General features: G+C 59.6%; 19 protein-coding genes. 1 reads left to right on the top strand and 18 read right to left on the bottom strand.

Annotation, left to right across the window (positions count from 1 at the left end):
* Nucleotides 1-263: 263 nt before the first annotated feature.
* The 17 genes from AC6I6X_RS21905 to AC6I6X_RS21825 all read right to left on the bottom strand — a co-directional run bounded on the left by AC6I6X_RS21905 (nucleotide 264) and on the right by AC6I6X_RS21825 (nucleotide 13,527).
* A complete protein-coding gene (locus AC6I6X_RS21905) occupies nucleotides 264-809 on the bottom strand; it encodes a hypothetical protein (RefSeq protein WP_497932697.1) in 546 nt (181 codons plus the stop codon).
* Between the two features lies 1 nt (nucleotide 810).
* Complete coding sequence (locus tag AC6I6X_RS21900) at nucleotides 811-1,725, bottom strand: phage tail tube protein (protein WP_497932696.1); 915 nt, start codon at nucleotides 1,723-1,725, stop codon at nucleotides 811-813.
* Between the two features lie 40 nt (nucleotides 1,726-1,765).
* Nucleotides 1,766-2,311 carry a hypothetical protein gene (locus tag AC6I6X_RS21895; protein ID WP_497932695.1) on the bottom strand — a complete coding sequence of 182 codons (546 nt, stop codon included), beginning with the start codon at nucleotides 2,309-2,311 and terminating at the stop codon, nucleotides 1,766-1,768.
* Complete coding sequence (locus AC6I6X_RS21890; RefSeq protein ID WP_497932694.1) at nucleotides 2,308-2,772, bottom strand: hypothetical protein; 465 nt, start codon at nucleotides 2,770-2,772, stop codon at nucleotides 2,308-2,310. The genes AC6I6X_RS21895 and AC6I6X_RS21890 overlap by 4 nt, the downstream gene beginning before the upstream one ends.
* On the bottom strand, nucleotides 2,769-3,488 hold the full coding sequence (locus AC6I6X_RS21885; RefSeq protein WP_497932693.1) for a hypothetical protein: 720 nt from the start codon (nucleotides 3,486-3,488) through the stop codon (nucleotides 2,769-2,771). The genes AC6I6X_RS21890 and AC6I6X_RS21885 overlap by 4 nt, the downstream gene beginning before the upstream one ends.
* Before the next feature lie 6 nt (nucleotides 3,489-3,494).
* Complete coding sequence (locus tag AC6I6X_RS21880; protein WP_497932692.1) at nucleotides 3,495-3,803, bottom strand: hypothetical protein; 309 nt, start codon at nucleotides 3,801-3,803, stop codon at nucleotides 3,495-3,497.
* A 3-nt stretch (nucleotides 3,804-3,806) separates the two neighbouring features.
* On the bottom strand, nucleotides 3,807-4,229 hold the full coding sequence (locus tag AC6I6X_RS21875) for a hypothetical protein (protein ID WP_497932691.1): 423 nt from the start codon (nucleotides 4,227-4,229) through the stop codon (nucleotides 3,807-3,809).
* Nucleotides 4,229-4,549, bottom strand: coding sequence for a hypothetical protein (locus tag AC6I6X_RS21870; RefSeq protein WP_497932690.1), 321 nt, complete (start codon nucleotides 4,547-4,549; stop codon nucleotides 4,229-4,231). Before AC6I6X_RS21870 ends, AC6I6X_RS21875 begins: the two co-directional genes overlap by 1 nt.
* Nucleotides 4,550-4,564: 15 nt before the next feature.
* Nucleotides 4,565-5,491, bottom strand: coding sequence for a phage major capsid protein (locus AC6I6X_RS21865; RefSeq protein ID WP_497932689.1), 927 nt, complete (start codon nucleotides 5,489-5,491; stop codon nucleotides 4,565-4,567).
* 2 nt (nucleotides 5,492-5,493) lie between these two features.
* A complete protein-coding gene (locus AC6I6X_RS21860; RefSeq protein ID WP_497932688.1) occupies nucleotides 5,494-7,242 on the bottom strand; it encodes an XkdF-like putative serine protease domain-containing protein in 1,749 nt (582 codons plus the stop codon).
* A 327-nt stretch (nucleotides 7,243-7,569) separates the two neighbouring features.
* Entirely contained in the window at nucleotides 7,570-9,474 is a 1,905-nt protein-coding gene (locus AC6I6X_RS21855; protein ID WP_497932687.1) for a phage portal protein, read from the bottom strand.
* Nucleotides 9,475-9,477: 3 nt separating this feature from the next.
* A complete protein-coding gene (locus AC6I6X_RS21850) occupies nucleotides 9,478-11,100 on the bottom strand; it encodes a phage terminase large subunit family protein (protein WP_497932686.1) in 1,623 nt (540 codons plus the stop codon).
* A complete protein-coding gene (locus tag AC6I6X_RS21845) occupies nucleotides 11,093-11,713 on the bottom strand; it encodes a 4'-phosphopantetheinyl transferase family protein (RefSeq protein ID WP_497932685.1) in 621 nt (206 codons plus the stop codon). Before AC6I6X_RS21845 ends, AC6I6X_RS21850 begins: the two co-directional genes overlap by 8 nt.
* Before the next feature lie 73 nt (nucleotides 11,714-11,786).
* Nucleotides 11,787-12,008 carry a hypothetical protein gene (locus AC6I6X_RS21840; RefSeq protein ID WP_497932684.1) on the bottom strand — a complete coding sequence of 74 codons (222 nt, stop codon included), beginning with the start codon at nucleotides 12,006-12,008 and terminating at the stop codon, nucleotides 11,787-11,789.
* A 6-nt stretch (nucleotides 12,009-12,014) separates the two neighbouring features.
* Complete coding sequence (locus AC6I6X_RS21835; protein ID WP_497932683.1) at nucleotides 12,015-12,668, bottom strand: hypothetical protein; 654 nt, start codon at nucleotides 12,666-12,668, stop codon at nucleotides 12,015-12,017.
* Nucleotides 12,669-12,805: 137 nt separating this feature from the next.
* Complete coding sequence (locus tag AC6I6X_RS21830) at nucleotides 12,806-12,988, bottom strand: hypothetical protein (RefSeq protein ID WP_497932682.1); 183 nt, start codon at nucleotides 12,986-12,988, stop codon at nucleotides 12,806-12,808.
* Complete coding sequence (locus AC6I6X_RS21825) at nucleotides 12,985-13,527, bottom strand: hypothetical protein (protein ID WP_497932681.1); 543 nt, start codon at nucleotides 13,525-13,527, stop codon at nucleotides 12,985-12,987. The genes AC6I6X_RS21830 and AC6I6X_RS21825 overlap by 4 nt, the downstream gene beginning before the upstream one ends.
* 276 nt (nucleotides 13,528-13,803) lie before the next feature.
* Between AC6I6X_RS21825 and AC6I6X_RS21820 the strand changes: the two genes are divergently transcribed.
* Complete coding sequence (locus AC6I6X_RS21820) at nucleotides 13,804-14,016, top strand: hypothetical protein (RefSeq protein WP_497932680.1); 213 nt, start codon at nucleotides 13,804-13,806, stop codon at nucleotides 14,014-14,016.
* Nucleotides 14,017-14,213: 197 nt separating this feature from the next.
* On the opposite strand, the gene AC6I6X_RS21815 is transcribed toward AC6I6X_RS21820, so the two are convergent.
* Complete coding sequence (locus AC6I6X_RS21815) at nucleotides 14,214-15,497, bottom strand: outer membrane protein assembly factor BamB family protein (protein WP_497932679.1); 1,284 nt, start codon at nucleotides 15,495-15,497, stop codon at nucleotides 14,214-14,216.
* Nucleotides 15,498-17,501: the final 2,004 nt, after the last annotated feature.

The raw sequence follows: 17,501 nt of genomic DNA, 5'->3' as shown, positions 1-17,501 counted from the left end.
CCAGCCATCAGCCTCAGGGAAATATTCGTCCAAATCACATCACAATTAACCAGCTCCAATTGCTCCCAAGTCGCCGCAGCCTAGTGATCCTACAGAGCACTGTATTCAGCATGACTGTTGAAACATATCCTCGCAAAGAGATTTCTACAAGACTTGTTCGTTGTGCATCAGTGCGAGGATCTCGAGATCACGCCGACTGTACTGACGTGCCTCGCAAGGGTCGTGACCGTGAACCATCGCGATGCCGACCAGATAATCGAGCATCACTTGGCCGTCGACGTGGCCCGAAGTTTCTCCGTGTACAACCGCCAGGAGCTGTTCTCGTTTCCCTCGCCCACCGACGTCATCTCGTCGACCTTGGCATCGGCCCACTCGAGATATGCCGGCGGGAGTTGAGAGACGATCGCGACGCGTTCGTCGACGCTCGCACTCCCCCAGTCGTCGAGTGCGTTGCAGTAGGGTGCTTCGACCGTCCCCGCCGCGACGTAGTAGTTGCGCCGGGCCTTCTCGCCGCCCCCAGCCGATCGGAGGCGATCGATCGCCTCGGCCTCCTCGCCGCCAGTGAGCCCCCCGAGCGTGACGCCGTCGACCTCTTCCTCCCACTCGGGCTGGGCGTCGTCTTCGTGGGCGTCACGGGCCCAGACGATCGCGTCATCGTAGGTATCGAGGTCGTTGCAGGTCCGCGAGAGATTGTCAAACGCAGGGTTGTCTCGCGAGACTTCGACCATGCTGTCGGTGACCTCCTCTTTCTGATCCCGGATCTGCTCGAGTTCAGCCTCGAACTCGAAGAACTCTGTGTCGCGGGCCATGTTAGACCACCAGGACATCCGAGACGTGCCAGTTGATGTCGTCGCTCAGGTCTGTCTCGGCTTCGACCAGGTCGTTCCAGGCGTAGTTCTCCGGTTTGAGCGACAACGAGTAGCCGATCGTCGTACCGGCGTCGTTGGTGAAGTCGAGCGTAGCGTCGACCTCACTCAGTTGTGACGCCGGCGTCGACCCACCGTAGGCGAGGTCGCGTCGGTTGGTCTCGGTAAAGGTCGCGTTCGTCGACAGCGACGGCTCGACCGCGTCCGTGACCGCATCGACGGGACGAACGCTGGCGCCCTCGCGGAAGCGCGCGATGTTCGAGATCGTGAGGTCGGCCGACTGGAGATAGGTCTCGACAGTCGAGGCGTCGATCGTGAGCGTCGTCCCGTGATGGGCGTAGACGTCGGACGCGTTCGGTTTCTGGACGTCGGTCGCCGAGAACTCGTCCGCTTCCGTGGACGTCTCGTCTGCCTCGTCGGCGTACAGCATCGTCAACGACACGCGGACGTTCTGGCCCTGCTGGTACTGGATCTGGACCTGCGTGACGATCGTCCCGAGCGTGACCCGCTGGGGCGTCTCACTGGCAAGATCGACGCCGAAGTACCAGCGCCCAGAGGGGCGAAGACCAGGCTCGATCGTGCTGTTCGAGAACACGAGATCGTGCCAGGTGTCGGTCGCGAGGTCGAAAGAGACCGACACCGCACCCTCGATCGTCTGGGTGAGCGACGTCAGCGGAAACGCACTGTCGGGCTCGCGGATCCGCTGGAGTTCGCGTTGCAGGTCGAGTTCTTCCACCGTCGGGTTGTATCCGGGGACGTAGAACTCGGGCGTGCCGTCGGAGTCTTCGTCGACGATCGACCCAATGAACGTCTCCTCGAGTGCGAACGCGACCGGGAGTGCCGATCCGGCACCGGTCATCTGTCGATACCTCCGTTAGTTCGGGTGTCGTCTATCATCGTTATGGTAGCCCCTCGTAACCGCGAAAGACGCAGTCCACCTGGTATCGGTAGAAGTCGCGATACTCGGCCGACTGCGGGTCGTCGTTCGTGACCAGCAGGTCCGTGTACGTTGTGTCGGGAACGCTGGGATCCGGGTAGCCGCGTCCCTCCAGAAGTGTCCGCCGGACCCGTCGCGTCAACTCGTCGAACGGCACGCCGTTCTCGCCGTCCGGATCGATGTGGCCGTAGTTCCCACCACGGCTCGTCAGCCCCTCGATCGTGAGCCCGACGACCGCCTCGATTTGGTGGTCGTACTCGGTGCCGACTGGGTCGGTGTCCCGATCGACTAGTGTAGCCCCGATGAATACCCCGCCCTCAAGGTCCTCTGTGCGTGTGTGGATCGGCTCGGTCATGTTGACACCGCTCGACCCCTCGTAGATCCCGCTGTCATCCCGGTTGATCCGCTTGACCGTCACGGGATCGCCGTTCCGAAGGGTGTAGTCGGTGCTGACGCCGTCGACGACGCTTCCGAGTTGATCGATGACCCAATCCACTTCGGAGCTCATCGTTCGAGCCACCTCCGAACGAAGTGTAGTGCGTCACGGATGAACCGCGACTCGGGAAGCCCCTCGACGTTGACCTCGGGAAGAAACACGCGGTAGCCGTTGCCCTCGCGGTCGAACTCCTCCCGAACCCACGTCGGCGGGTCGTGGCGGTCCTCCCAGACGAACGAGAGGACGTCCGCATTCGTCGCCTCGATACGGTGATCGGCCGTGCCGCGATCGAAGTAGATCGCTGGCTCCGGCCACCCCCAGCGGACGCGGACATCGCGATCGGTCCGGTTGACCCACGTCTCGCCACCCTCAATCAGCGTCGAGACGTCGTAGGCATGGCGAGATCCGTACGTCTCGAGGATTTCGTGAGCGTGTTCCTGGACCTCCGGCACGATCTCGTCGCGGACCCGTTGCTCGACATCATCCAAGAGCACCTCGCGAAGGTCGGCCTCGAAGCCAGCCTCGATCCTCATTGGTGGATCCCTAGCAGTTCCTCAGCCTGACGCTCGATCGTCTGAATCTTGCTCTCGGCAGGGACGAGGTTGCCATTGTCCGGAATTCCCAGCGCGGCGGCGTCGTCGGTCAGTAGCTGTGCCGCCGCCTTCATCGCGACTGCACGCCGGACGGTTTTCGTGATTCCCTCGATGCCATACTCGTAAGTCGCGACGACGGCGTTACGGTAGTCCGTCAGCTCGTCATCGTCCATCGCGTCGGTATCGAGATACAGTGTCGTCCATCCGTCAGCATCGTCGACCTGCAGATAGTAGTCCTCGCCGCGGCCCTCGGTATACTCGTCGCTAACGACCCAGTCGTCGAACGTCCCCTGGTCGGTGAGGACGAGTAGTTCGGTCACAGTACGGACGTCACGGCGAAACAGTTCGACCTCAGTGTACGAGCCGATCCGCGTCGACGGTGAGATCTCGTCGCCGGCAAACATGACCGTGCTCGTCGAGATGTCCTGCTCGTCCTGTTCGTGAGTCAACGGTTCAGTCGAGATGAGATTGTCCGTGTCTTCGTCGAGCCCGGTAGGTTCGTACCAGTGGCGGTTGGTCTCCTCTTGGAGCCACTCGGTCTGAGCCGTGATCGCGTCGATCGCGATATCGCGATCCTGTGCTGCGTCCCCGGGAAGGTCGGCCGCACGCAGTGCTCGCCGAAGATCCTCGACAGTGCAGTAGCCGACATCAGCCATCGGAGATCACCACGGATTCGCGCGCACTTCGATCGAGTACGTCACACCGTTCGCGCTCGTGATCTGGACCTGATTTGCTTGAGGAATCTCGACTGTGTAGGTCCCTGTTTCCGACAGGGTTCGCTCGTCAGCCTTGTACGTGGCAGCCTCGCCGAGGAACTCGATGGTGACTGTGTCGTCCGCCGCACCCTCGAGGTCCTCGAGGGCAACACAGACTGTCGGATTCCGGAGGCCATCGATGTCGGCCGTTTCCACTTCACCGGCAGTAAGACTGACAGAATCAACAACGACGACTGCGCTATCCCAGCGAGTCATTGGTCATTCCTCCAACTCAGCGCGACGGACACCAACAGCGTCAGTGACGTTCTCGCTGGTCTCGATCTCGGCGATCCCATCGAGGTGCTCGTCAACATCGCCAGACAGGACGCGCTCCTCGCGAGCTTTGTAGTCGTCGTGGTCGTCGAACCAGACGTCTGGGTCGAACTCGTAGCCGTCCTCGGCTTCGTCTTCGTCGGGTGGCTCATTCTCTGAGCCAGCAGTGCCATTGGGTGATCCGAGTTCGTCGCTGGCGCCTTGGAGCCGCGGGTCATCCTCGACGAACTCAAAGTAGCCCGTTTCATCGACGAGGTATGTCGCTTGATGAGGGTCAACGTCGACCTCGGGATCGTCTTCGTCGGCGTAGACGCCGTCACGGTTTCGATACTGCCGGGGCCCGTCCTCGCGAAGGCGAACACGGACCATTACGATCGCCCCCGGACGCTGAGACGGACACTCTCACCCGACAGGTCGGTGGCATCGGCGACCTCCGTCAGCCCGCCACCGGCGTCGGACTCCTCGCGAACAATGAGGACCTCGTTGACGTCGTCCCACTCGACAACGTAGCCTGAGTCGCTCGTACCGGACTCGATCGTGACGTTCTCGATCGTTCCGAGCCCAACGTCAGACGGCGCTAAGCTCTCACCGCCGGCCGTGTAGCTGCTATCGAAGCTGGCCTCGATAGTCTTCTCACGCTGTCCGCCGCCAGTCCAGCGGTGATCCTGCTCGGTGTAGGTAATTCCCATATCAGATCACCCCAGTTACGCGGTCGGGGAGGCGATGTTCTGCGCCAGGCCGATGCCCTTGGTATCCTCGATGACGTAGTCGATCCGGGCGAGCATGTTGTAGATGCCGTAGAGGTCACGCCGGACGACTGCCTCACCCTCGTCGGTGAACCGCATGTTGACGTCGCGCTGGACGATCCAGATGAGGTTTTGCATGGGCGTGAGCATGATCGTATCCTCGGGCCAGTTGACCGGCGTCGTGATCGGGATCCCGAGCGGCTCAGGCTCCTGGCCAGTCATGAGCATCGCGTCGCCCCCGCTGGTGTTGCGATCGGTGAGGTAGTCCTTGTACTCCTCTTTCTGGTCCTCGTGCATGAGCCAGCGCAGGTTGTTGGCGTCGCGCCGATAGCGCACTGGCAGCGCCATCTTCAATTGTTTGAAGACGTCCTTCTCGATCGCGCCACCCTGGTGGTCGTAGGTGTTGGTGTCCGTGTCGTTCTCGGCGAACGTGACCCAGCCGTCGACGATCGAGATGAAGCTGTCCGCGTTGCTCGTATCGCCATTCGTGCCGAGGTCCTCGAGGTCGACCGCCATCTGGTTTGCGAACAGGTCCACGAGCGTGTCGGCAGTCCCTTCACCCTCAATGGTATCTTCGATGGTCTCTGTCGAAACCTCCCACGGGAGTTCGACTTTCTCGGTGTCGTATTCGACTTTGCCCGTGTTAGGCGAATTAAGACTGCCTTCGGTCGCCTCCGTCGCAGACTGCAGCAGTCGCTCTCCGACGCCGATCTTGTCGATCTGTCCCTTCGGCGCGTCGACGTCTTCGAAGCGTACCAGATCGAGGATCTGGGCGTTTTCCTGAACCTCGCGGAAGAACTCCTCGAACTGCTGGCGGTTCAGCATCCCGCCCGCGCTGAAGTCACCGGTCGTTACCTTGTCGAGGGATCGTCGTGCATTAGCCATGATTAGTTAGCACCTCCGGTGCCGCTGGGAATCCCGAACGTCTGGTCCCAGTCGGCCGAGAACTTGCGGTTGTCGTTGGACGGTTCCTCAGTCTTGTCCGACTCGTCGAGCTGCTGGCTGTGGCCGGAAGCCTTCGCCACCTGCTCGATCTGCTCGGCGTTCTTTTCGGTCTGTTCCGCGATCGCCTTCGCCCATTCGGGTGCATCTTCGAGGGCCTTCTCGGACTCCTCGGGATCGTCAGTGTCTTTCTCGGAGTCGTCGGCGAGGTCGTCGATCGCCTTGCTGTTCTCCTGGGTCTGTTCGTAGAGCGCCTTCGCCCACTCGGGGGCATCTTCGAGCCCTTTCTCGGGGTCGTCGGGATTGTCGTCTGACATGGTAGTCGTGTCGTCGTCGGTCTGCTGCTCAAGCCAGTCAGTGAACTGGTCGGAAACGGTCAGTTGGGTCGCACGCCACTCGTCGAAGAAGTCCGACAGTGCACTGCGTGCCGCAGTCAGTTCGTCGGCGTCGAGATCGTCCTCGGAGTTCCAGAGCCACTCCTCGAAATCACCGATCGGCGCATCACCCTGGGCCTCGACGAAGTCCTCAAGGACGGACAGCGCGATCTCGGCCTGCTCCGACGTGACGTCTTTCATCTCGGAGGAACCGGCGGATGCCTCGAACGGTGACGACGGTGACTCATCTTCTTCGGACCCAGGGCTCGACCACTCGCCGGCGGTGTGATCGTCGAGCGTCCAATCAACGTCATCGCGATCGGTAAACCGCGTCATCCCGTGCTCGACGCCGGCGTCCTGGAGGACGTCCAGCGACGCGTCGATAGTCGCGAACAGTCGCTCCTGGTTGGCCCGCGACAGAGTTCGACCCTCTTTTGCTGCGGTCGCCTCGGGCGATGAAGTGCCGTCATCGGCCGCCTTCGCAGCTGTACTCGAGTCATCAGTATTGCCACCGGCGCCGAAGGCGTTCAGAGCGGCCCGTCCAACGCGTCGGAGGACGCCGTCGGATGCCTTGTCCGTGGGATGGTGGTCAGCACCCGAGTCGGCTGCCCGCTGCAGGTACTCCCACATCCGGGTGGCCGCCTCTTCGTCGTGGCCGCGCTCGGCCATGACGTCGAGGAACTCGTCCTTGCCTTCCACGCGATCCAGGACGTTCTTGTCTTGCGTGCGGACGCCGGCGGCCTTGACTGATGCCATCACGGCATCGGGAACTGCAGGGATGTCGACGCTCGAGACCTCAGCGATCGTCGCGGTCGTGATCTGCCACGCAGATTCATCCTCGGGGTAGCCATCAGCGACGTCGACGTTGTCGGGAAGCTCGGACTGTTCGTACGGCCCCTCCCACTTGACGTCGATTGCGCCGATCGAATAGCCCGAGAGGACGCCATCCTCGACGAGCGACCAGAGTTCGTCGTCGTCGAACCGGTAGGACTGGATCCAGGACCCGGCCGGGAACTCCTTGCCACCGATCTCCTGATCGTTCTCCAGCACTCGGTTCTCGACGAGCGTGACGTGATCGCTCGGAAACACTGCATGCATCACGCCGGGGATCGCGTCGACCTCGACCTCTTCACCCTCGTTAGCCTGGAGCCGCGCCATGAAGTCGTCGGCGAGTTCGCGGATGGTCTCCTCCTGAACGAAGTCACCTTGGAGGTCAACCTTACTGGGGATGAGGACACCGCCAGTCGCGACGCGTCGATCGCCGTCAGTGGCCTTGAATTCGACGCGTTTCTCGAACGTTTCGCCCTTCTGTACCGTCATGTGTTATTCCTCTTCGTTGTCGTCGTCGGCGTTGGCAGTCTTGTCGAGTTTCTGGACTTGATCGAACTCGAGAAGACCACACTTTCGGCCGCTCTCTTTGTCACTGTTGGTCATGTATGATCTGTGAGGAGTGTCTTCCGATCGGGGCCTCGCGCCGGGTCGGGTACGTCCCGGCGGTCATCGGTGATCGCCCGTTATCTGTCGCCGCTACACTTCGTCAGTGACTGCCTCGATCCACGCCCCACAGTTCGGGCAGTTCTCGCGATCGAGGTCGAGTTCGGCCTTACACCGGCCACAGAATACAGGGTCGTCGTTGGGCATCGGATCTCAAGCCTCGAGGAACGCCTGGACGACGTTGTTTCGCGTCGGTGCTGCCCGGCCCTGCTGGGGCCAGTCACTTGCCGAGAGCTCTTCGTACGGGTAGTCCATCCGGATGTTGTGATAGTGGTAGCTGCCGTGGCTCGAAGCGTCCTTGAGCGCCTCCCACGTCTCTGGTTCAACGAACCGGTAGACGTAGATCCGGTCTGTTGAGTCACCGATAAACCGGATGTAGAGATCTCGAGAGTCGTAATCGTACAGCCCAGATCGCAGGTTGCTCGAGTCGAACTGCATCATGTCGACCTCTTTTGAGATCTCGACACTCGAGCGCTCGCCGATCTTCATCCGCTGCGAGGGCGCATCCTCGGGACGATCGTCTTCACCGTCTTCACTATCGTCGGCGCCGGCACCGCGATCGTCGAGGTTCGCGAGCAGTTGGTCGCCTTCAGGGCCGTCGATCGGTTCGAGGTCGACGCCGGTCTCGTTCGCGAGGATCTGGCGGGCTTCGTTGACCCGGAGCGTGCCCTGGGACGCTTGAATGACCTTCGAGACGTAGTCTGCGTCAGCCAGCCGCGTGTCGACACCGCGTGTTTTGAAGTCGATCGTGTAGTCTGTCACGCCCAGCGCTGCGTGGACGGTCTCGTAGAGTAACTGGGCGTACGCCTCCTGCTTGGGTTGGATGACGGTCTCGATGTAGCCCTTACGCTGGGCCTGAGCGTCCGTCGAGAACGCGCCGGACTTGATCTGGCCCGCCTCGATCGGCGGGACCTCGTGAGTCTTGAGAATCTCGTGCTCGTTGCGATCACGGAAGTCCTGGAACGAGGCGTCCTCGTTGATTCCGACGGTCAACGGCTCGACGCGGATCTTCAGGTCGTTGCGATCACCGTCGAGATCGATACCGTCCGAGTCCTCGAGCAGTTTCTCTACTTCAAGGACGATCGTTCGGTGGTCCTCGTCCCGCATCCCGTGCAGCAGGTCGTGGATATCCTTCCGAGCACCCTGCGTGAGCTCGCCGCCCTCGACGATGATCGCCAGCCGTGGGACGGCGTTGTTCTCGAAGAAGTCGATGTTGAAGTCGCGAGCGGCGTCGTCGGCCTCGATCGTCGGAATGCCAGGGACGATATCTGGCGCGCCGTAGTAGGTGTACAGCGGGGAGTGGTTGCGCTTGAAGAGGAGTTCGTTCGCTGGGTTCTCGACCGACTCACCGACCTGGCCTGACTCGGCATCGACGAACTGCGGGTCGCGATCGTCGTCGGGATCACTCTCGTACGAGACGTCGAGATCGTCGCCCATGCCGGTGAGCGTTGGCTCGAGACCGCGGTATCGGTCGCCAGCACTGCCATAGTACCGAATCTTCGCCTTCCGGATCTGGACGTATCCGGGCTCGTTCTTGCGGTGTCGGATCGTCATCGCAGGAACGTACGCCAGTCCGGTCGGTTTCCCGTCATTCCGGGTCAGCATCTCGAGCGAGAGCCAGCCGATGCCCTCATAGTCAATCCACCCCATCTCGAGGACGTCCGCTGGCGTTGCCCGTTCGGACGAGACGGGCCCGACCTGCCACGTCGAGTCCGAACTGAACCAGAAGTCCTCAGCGATCTCCTTTTGTTCCTCGTCGGGATCGTCGACGTCCGGGTGTGGCACGATTTCGAAGCCGTAGCCCGCGACGTTGCGAGCCTTGGAGTAGACACACTTCGCATGAGTGGTGTTGATCTCGAGGAGTTTCGCCATCCGCGCGGGATGGAACGGAGGAAGGATCGCCCCGCCGCGGATCTTTCCCTTGACGCGCTCCTCGAGTTGCTGCGTCTCGGTTGCCTTCTCCGCGATCGATTGCGTGATCTCGGAGTAGGCCCCCTTGGTGTCGACGTCCGATACAGGCCCGTCGTCTCTCGTGTACGTGTCGTCGTCCGTGCTCATTGTTTAGATACCTGAAGCCCCGGAGACGGTCTCGCTACCCTCACCGGCGTCCTGATCGTTGTCGGCGCCGATGCCCATCTCCTCGAGTTTTCGGAACCCTTTCTCGGCCATATACCAGGCCGCGATCAGGTCCGGCGTGTGGCCGTGGAGTTTCCCATCGCGAAGTTCGAGCGATTGCATCGCCGTCACGAAGTCCTCGGCTGGGCGGTGGCCACGATGAAAGAGGATCTGGCCGTTCTCGACGAGCGTCCGCAGCCGCGGGATGCCGTTCTCCCAACTGTGTTTCTGACCGGTAGTCGGAATTCCGGTGACCTTGGCCGCCAGCTGCGCGTCAAACTCGATCGCGTCCTCGGCTACGTAGGATTGCATCCCATTGTCCTCAATGACAATCATCGCCGGGTCATACCGCCGATCGAACTCCACGAGCTGGTTTTTCACCTGACTGGGTTGCATCCCAGCCTCGGCGTGGGCGTCTAGGAGACGACGACGCCCGTCGCGCTGGAGTAGCCAGACAGTAAATGCTGCATCGTCCCCGGTCGGGGAGTTCGCTGGATCGTGGCTCAGGATGACGGCCTCGCCCGGACCGGCACGGTACTTCGGCGGCGGGCCCCGATCGTCGATCGAACAGCCACCCTCGGCGGCCGACTGTCGGACGTCTGTCGCCTCGATCAGGTTCCCGCTCGAGCCCATGATGACGAGGCAGTACTCCCGCCAGAAGCGGTGATCGGACATCTGCGAGCGCTTGTTTGCGAGCCATTCCGGGCCTCGAGCGTCGGGCCAGAGAACCTGCAGCGTCTCGCCATCGTTCCAGGGATCCTCGACCTCGGTGTAGAGGTCCTCGTCGGGCCGACGATCCTCCCAGTCGTCGTCAGCACCGAACTGCTGATCCCAGTAGTCGAGGATCGCAGGGTACTCGTCGAACTCGTAGCCCTCGAGGGCGCGGTAGTCGTTGTAGATGTCGTCTGGCCGCTTGCGGGTCCCGATCATGACGGTCCGGCCGCCCTCTTTGACCATCGGGACGGAGACAGCCTGGATCCAGTCGAGGACGTCCTCGGTATCCCCGTCGCCTTTCTCTTTGATGATGTCGTCCAGGACGAGCAGGTGGGCACGATCGCCCTCGATCCCGCCGAACAGCCAGCCCGAGTTCAGGATCGAACCGTTCGCGAACTCTTTCGTCTCGATCGTGTCCTTCTTTCGCGGTCCGTTGAGGTTCGTGAGCCACGGGTTGCGCTCGACCATCTTCCAGAACTCGGTGTCGGCTTTCTTCTTGACCGACCCCTGGTTGTTCATCGCCCAGATCGCCCGGAAGCCGTCCTTGTACTCGAGCGACGCAATCAGGTAGGCCAGCGTGATCGTCGTCTTCAGACCATCACGATGGCACAACAGGACGCGGTCGCCGCCGTCGAACGACTCGAGCCAGCGCTCGTGGTGATCGCCGAGGAGGTGATACTGGTCTTCCTCCATCTCCTCGGCCATGTAGTTGCGCGTCAGTTCGTTGGCGTACGTGATCCAGTCCCCCGTCTCGAACGGGTTGAGGAGGTTGCGTTTGAGCTCAGGATCGGAGACGATCTCGAGCAGTTGCTTGGCGCCGGTGTCGACGTCGTCGGCTTGAAGGATGCTACTCATCGCCACCACCAGCTATCTGCTGTTGCTGTTGACGGATCAGCTCCCGGGCGATCTCCTTCTCATCCTCACCGAGTTCGTGAGCAGTCGTCTGATCGATGTCGGCGTCGACGGTCGCCTCGAGTTTCTCGGCCGGCCTTTCGATCACGCCGAATTCGCTGGCCCACTGACGAGCCTCGCGGAGGAACCGATCGTCGTCAGTTCGGAGGTACTTGAGGTAGACCTCTTTGACGACGTCCGTCGCGAACTCATCGCCACTCTCCTCGAGATCGAGTGCGTCCATCGCCGCCTGCTCGTCGTCGGTCAGCGACTGCTGCATGAAGTCGATGAACTCCGAGTAAGCGCCGTGCTTGTAGTTCGGGTTGTTCTCGCCCTGATTGTCGATCGCTCCGGTGTGGTGTTTGCACGGTCCTTCGGACTTGTCGTCGACGCCCCAGCCGGCGGCGAGTGTGCAGTAGGAGATGTCGTCGCGCTCGCGGCCGTGTTCGGTCGGTGTCGTCCGATCGGATTTCTGGGCGGCGCAGATGCGGTGGTCCTTGTCTGGGTCCGGATGGATCGGATGGCCGACCTCGTCGGTGGGCGCTTCACCCGAGATCTCAAGGTCGTTGTCTGTCATAGTGAGATCGTCACTGAACCCAGTGTCATCGCATGTTCGGCGTGGACTGGTTCGATCGCGATGGCCACCTGAGTCAGCGCTCACTACCCTCTCCCGGTGTTACCTTCTGGACGGTTGCATCGAGCACGTCGGTCACCGCGTCGACGAGGTCTCGTGTCGGGACGAACGTCACGACGAGCAAGGCCCACAGCGGGATCTGTACTGTCTGGATCGCCCAGTCCATTCCGAACGCCGCGCCAGCGGTCAGGAGGCTGGTCCCCCAGAGAACAACCCGAAGTGTGCTCGTGGCCACCATCACTCGTCAGGCCTCCGCGTGGGCGTTCGCGTGTTCTTCGAAGATGTGGTCAAGGCCGAGATCGAACGCAGCCACAGCGACGCCGTGTTCGACGTCCAGCGTCTCGCCGCGGTAGTGGTCCTGCCACTGGTCTGGCCGCCACGGGTTTGCCTCTTCATGGGCGGTGATCGCCGTCCCCTCCTCGCGAGGGAAGAGTCGGACATGGACCTGGCGATGTTTCAGGAAGTGTGGGGCTCCATGGAACGGTCGCGGGCCTTCGTAGTGTGCCCAACTGGCGATCTCCGACTTACCAGTCCAGTCGGTCGCGAGAGATGCCAGCGGGTTCGGTTCGTAGCCGGCGGCAGCGAGGTCTTCCAAGACTGCTTCAGGCCGGCGGTCGACGACGTCCACGAGTTCGGACTTCTGGACTCGAGTCTCGGCGTAGAGATCGCTGTCCTGCCGCTGAAACAGTCGGTGGAGTAGCGGGATGACGTGCCGGCGAAGCGGGTTCCAGAACCGGGCTCGGTCGTTGAAGTAGTATTCACCGACGTAGAGCCGACCGATTACTAGAAGCGATACGATCGCGACGCCGCCGACGTAGACGACGTCATCGGGTACGTTCTCGAACATTTTGATCAGTGCATGAAAATGGGCGCGCCGGGTCCCGTCCGGGAGGTTCATGCCGAATCCCGGCGCAAGTCGGGACGGGCCGTTGGAGTCTGCCAGTCGCGGTGTGTCATTCGTCCCGAAGCGATCCAGCGGGAGCGGTCCCCTTCAGCCACAGCGGGTGCCAGGCCGTGGCCACATCGGGGACTCGATTACTGTGGTTGAACTTTCGCACGGCCGGTCGCGATCCGTGTGCCGTTGGCGACGACGACGATCTCCTCGATCGGCTGGTTCCAGGACGGCCGCCAGCGGACTTCGTCGACGACGCCCTTGACGTCGCGACCGGCGAAGCGGACCTCGACGGGTTGGCCTTCGTCGATCGAGTGGACTGTCATGATCGCTTCCGGGCCCGTCGGACACAGACCGTCGTCGCGGCCTCGAAGACTTCCGTGTCGTAGCTGGCGAACTCTTCGAGGGACTTCAGGTGACCGACGGCGTGTTTGAGGTTGTCCACGTCCACCGGCTCGCCGAGCTCGTGGAGTCGGTCGACCAGGTTCTCCGCCCGGCGGAGTGCCTCTCTTCGTGAGAGTGGATCCGAGTCGGCACGGCCAGCGACGGCGCCACAGTCCTCGCAGACCGTACGGACTGGGTACTTGGCGATCGCCGTGTTGGCGACCTGCCGCGAACCAATACAGATGCCTTCGGGCCCGATCTCGTCCTCCTCGGTTTCGTGAAGTCGGATCGGCTTGGCGCGCGTCGCCTTGGGTTCGACGTCGTGGCCGGTCGAGCCCCACGTGATCCGGACGTGATCGCTCTTGATGCGACGGAAGCACGACGAACAGCAGTCAGGATCCTCGAACACGTAGCGCCGGAAGATCTGATCGGATTCGTCGCAATCCTGACCCTCGCCGAGGGGTTGGACTGTTGTGGACATGAGTACAGGAGAGACCGCTGGCTGTCGGCCAACCCCGGACGTCATCGCTGCCTCGGACCGGGATCATGGGCGAAGAGGCCGTTGCTGTCAGTAATGGCGATTGTGAGTCTTAAATTGTGAGAAAGAAGCGGATTATTCTACTATCTTTGTCGAACCAGACTCTGTTGAAATCCTCCAGCCATAATAGGTTCCCGGTGGCCGTATTACGTATAGGCGAAGTAGTGAGCAAACAATATCCCACTGAAATTTATAGTGACTCAACAAAATACGTATGGTATGAGCGTTGGAGATACTCTGACTGCCGTGGGACGGTCAGAAATATCGCTTCTGAATGCAGTTTCAATCGTTATCGCTACCGCACCGTTTGGAAGCCTGTTTGGGTTTTTCTTCACGACCCACTTCGTCTCCGAGGAGACAACAGCAGTGTGGCTGACAAGTACCCTGTTTGCTGTTCTGGCTTTAATCATCTGGTCGATTTGGTTTGAGTGAATCGCTCAGTTCGCATATCCACTGAACAGCTGATTCATTGACTTCGGCGTGAATCAAACGAAGTCGTCGTGCTGCACTCATACTCTATATTCAGCAGACATTTTCTGACAGAATCTGAATAAAGCGTTCAGTTCCTGCTGAATACAGTGCGCGAATGTGGTACAGACTGAGTGCCGATCTGTGAGGGTAGTGACCGGTCATGATTCCTCTTCGAAGGCTATGATTCCCTCAGTGGTGGCAACGAGACAGAGACCATTAGCGAGAGATACCGATTGGGCGTATCCGTCAAGTTCGTGCGTTTCGAGAATCTCTCCACTCGCAAGGTCGACGAGGTGGAACGCATCCATCACGGGAAGAAACACCGTCTTTCCGCCCACTGCCGCCGAGCGGATACGTACGTCTTCGTCCTCCTCCGGTTCGAATGTCCACCGTTTGCGTCCTGTCGTCGGATCAATCGTGTGCAGGCTATCCGACCGATCTGTACCATCCGATTCGATGACCACCAGTGTATCATTCGAAAAGGCAATCGGTTCGAGTGTGAGCGGAGCGTGCTCCCGTCCGCCTTCGGTAGGAAGTTCTGGATGAGTCTCTGGCGTCACCCACTCCGTTTCACCGGTGGCCGCATCAAGGGCAATCAACATCCCACGGAACGTCCCGAAAAAGAGGCGATCAGTCCCGGCGACGAGGGGATCTCGAATGGCGTCGAACTTCGGATGAAAATACTCAGAAATATCGGTATTCCACCGCTGTTCTCCCGTCCTCGCGTCAAGCGCGATGATTTCGCCGTCCCTGCCGGTATCCATTACAACGGTTTCTCCGGCGTGGATAGTACTTGATCGGAGATGATCTGTGAAGCGTTCCCGCCAGCATTCTTCACCGGTACGAGCGTCCATTGCGATCAGATCAGGAGAATCCCGGAAGACGAGCAGCCCTGCATCAAGTACCGGTGTGACGTGTCCGCTGGTTATCTCACTCGTCCACTGTTCGCTTCCGTCGGCTGTGGCCCATACCCTCGAGACAGTGTCTCCATCTTCGCTATCTTGCGGTATCACGAGAGAATCGCCGCCTGCCATGGGCGAAAGTCGCAGTCCCGGCTGTGTCGTGGTGATTGGTTTCGTCCATCGTTCTTCGCCGGTGAACAGATCGTACGAGATGACGAAATCCGGCCGTATTCCCGCGACGAAAACGGAACCGTTGATTGCGGTGGGTTGTCCAGGGTCTTGGACGCTGACACTCCATTTTTCGGACAACCCGCTCTCGGGTGCGTGTTCGGACGGGACAGTGCGAGTGTTCCCTCCATCGTAGTTGGGGAGGGGCCAGTCAGTCGGCGAGGTATCCAGCGGTGCGGGATTGCAGTCGTCATCGGGCAAGAATCCCGACCCGTATGCGTATCCACCGAGTGCACCGCCCCCCACGCAGGAGCCGCAGAGAGCCAGAAGTTGGCGCTTCGTCAGAGCGTGACTTTGATCAGTGGAGGGCATAATAGCGGGTTTTCATCAGGGAAATAAAACCCTTTTTACTATAAGGGACACAGGGCTACTGACCGGATGATTCAGCACTAATTCTTGGCAGAAACAAGGGTAGCTTGCTGTATTCATCCTCTATATTCAGCAGGCATATTCTGACAGAGTCTGAGTAGAACGTTCAGTCTCTGCTGAATACAGGGCGCGTATCTTGAACGGGGTCTGGTGCAATTCTCAGGCAAGCGAATCGCTCAAGACAGAATATGTGTCTATCAATCACTGGTTGTAGAGCAGAATTCCCCATCAGGGGCTTCGTGAGTGGAGAAGTGGAAAGTCGAAGGCCGTATTCCGATGTATGCTACCGTACAGTCTCCATGACTGTGATCTCCGGTGTAAATAAAAGAGTCTGTCATCCCATCGTCGAGGTCTACTGTGACCGTGTATTGATCCACACGGTCGCTCCACTCGTCGTCTATAGTGATACCAGATCCAGAACTGTCGGATGGTTCTAGTGAATACTCACTATCGACGACCGTTGTGTCTCCCTGTTGTATCCGAAGTTGAACCACAATGTGGCTTGTTCGCTGGTTGGCCAATACAACACCACTGAGACGAAGCCCTTGCTCGAAATCGGCCTCTAAGCATCCTGATGTCCCGAGGAGTGCCCCACCTGCTGCAACACAGAATCCCCGCCGATTCATAAGCAAGTTACCACGAAGTTGGTTATAACAGCACTGAACGAAAGTGTGGCGATTACAGAACCATCACGGAACTTGCACCACCGAACGCCGATCAATACGCAAGCGCATTCTCACAGGTGATCTAGGGGAGAAGACTCAGAAATAAACGCCTCTCTGTGAGGAATACAACCTCTGAGTCGGTCATGCCAGTCCTGACAGAGACCAAGCAGTTCGAACGACCTGTGCTGAACTCACAGCGCAAATGTCGCACAGGTCAAAGGCTGATCGAGTGGTGGTCGTGATCGGGCAGTAGAGAGATTTTAAACACCGATCGAATACTATATGATATCCCCTCTGATTCGCCGGAAAACTAACACCACAACCGTCGAAAAGATAGCAGTGTAAACAATACCCAAACCTAACCAGTACAACAAAGCAGCCCCTCTGTTAGAAATATTAAACAAAGGGGTTCCTATGATAAAGTCAATAGTGTAATACGAGAGTTCTAGCGGGACTACGCGTGTGGTATCTAACCCCCAGATCAAAACGGTAATCGAGAGGAAGATGACGATATCAATGAGGATACCGATATGAGTTACTTTCTTTATTTTCATAAGTTCTGTTATTTCAATACCACATATATGTTTTCTGTACCAGTGTTCAGTTCACAGGTCTACCGATCGGCAGATTCAGCGCAGCACGATTGGAAGAAACGAAGTCGACGTGCTGCACTCATGCTCTCAATCGTTCAATTCAGAGTGTGTAAATAGCAGTATCGAAATTTTCATCTACGAGACGTAGTACATCGGTGATATGGTCGAATTGTCCCCGTCCACATCGCGGAGAAGCCTTCTTGCGTGCGGAGTGACGACGCTGACCGCATTGGCTGGCTGTTCTGCCCTTTCTTTTGACGGCGGTACCGACGCAGCGTCCACCTCGGACCCTCCCCTTGAACGAATCGTCGTTCGAAGCGATACCGGGAATACAGAACCGGTGCGGCTGACACTGGTTTACGGCTCCCACGAAGGGAATACCGAACGTCCAGTCTGGACGACGGTTGATACGCCCGCTAGTGGCGAACCCAAGACGGTAGTTCAAGGCTTGGATACGGGAGATGGTGTCTACAGCCTGACCGCGGCCTCAAAGCGTCACGCCAATCACGAAGTAGTATCGTTTAACTCCCGAGCACAGGATGGGAGAGATACGTATCAATTCGAAGTTGTCGTTAAGCACACCGGTGATGTCTGGGCCAATCTAAACGAGGCCGGGGAACCCATCTCGATTCCAGGATACGACGAGTAACAGTATACCGCTCAGTTCGCAGAACTACTGAACAGGTGGT

The sequence above is a fragment of the Halosolutus sp. YCN4 genome (assembly GCF_059736495.1).
The sequence above is the reverse complement of the archived record's forward strand: the minus strand, read 5'-3'. Positions and strand labels throughout refer to the sequence as shown.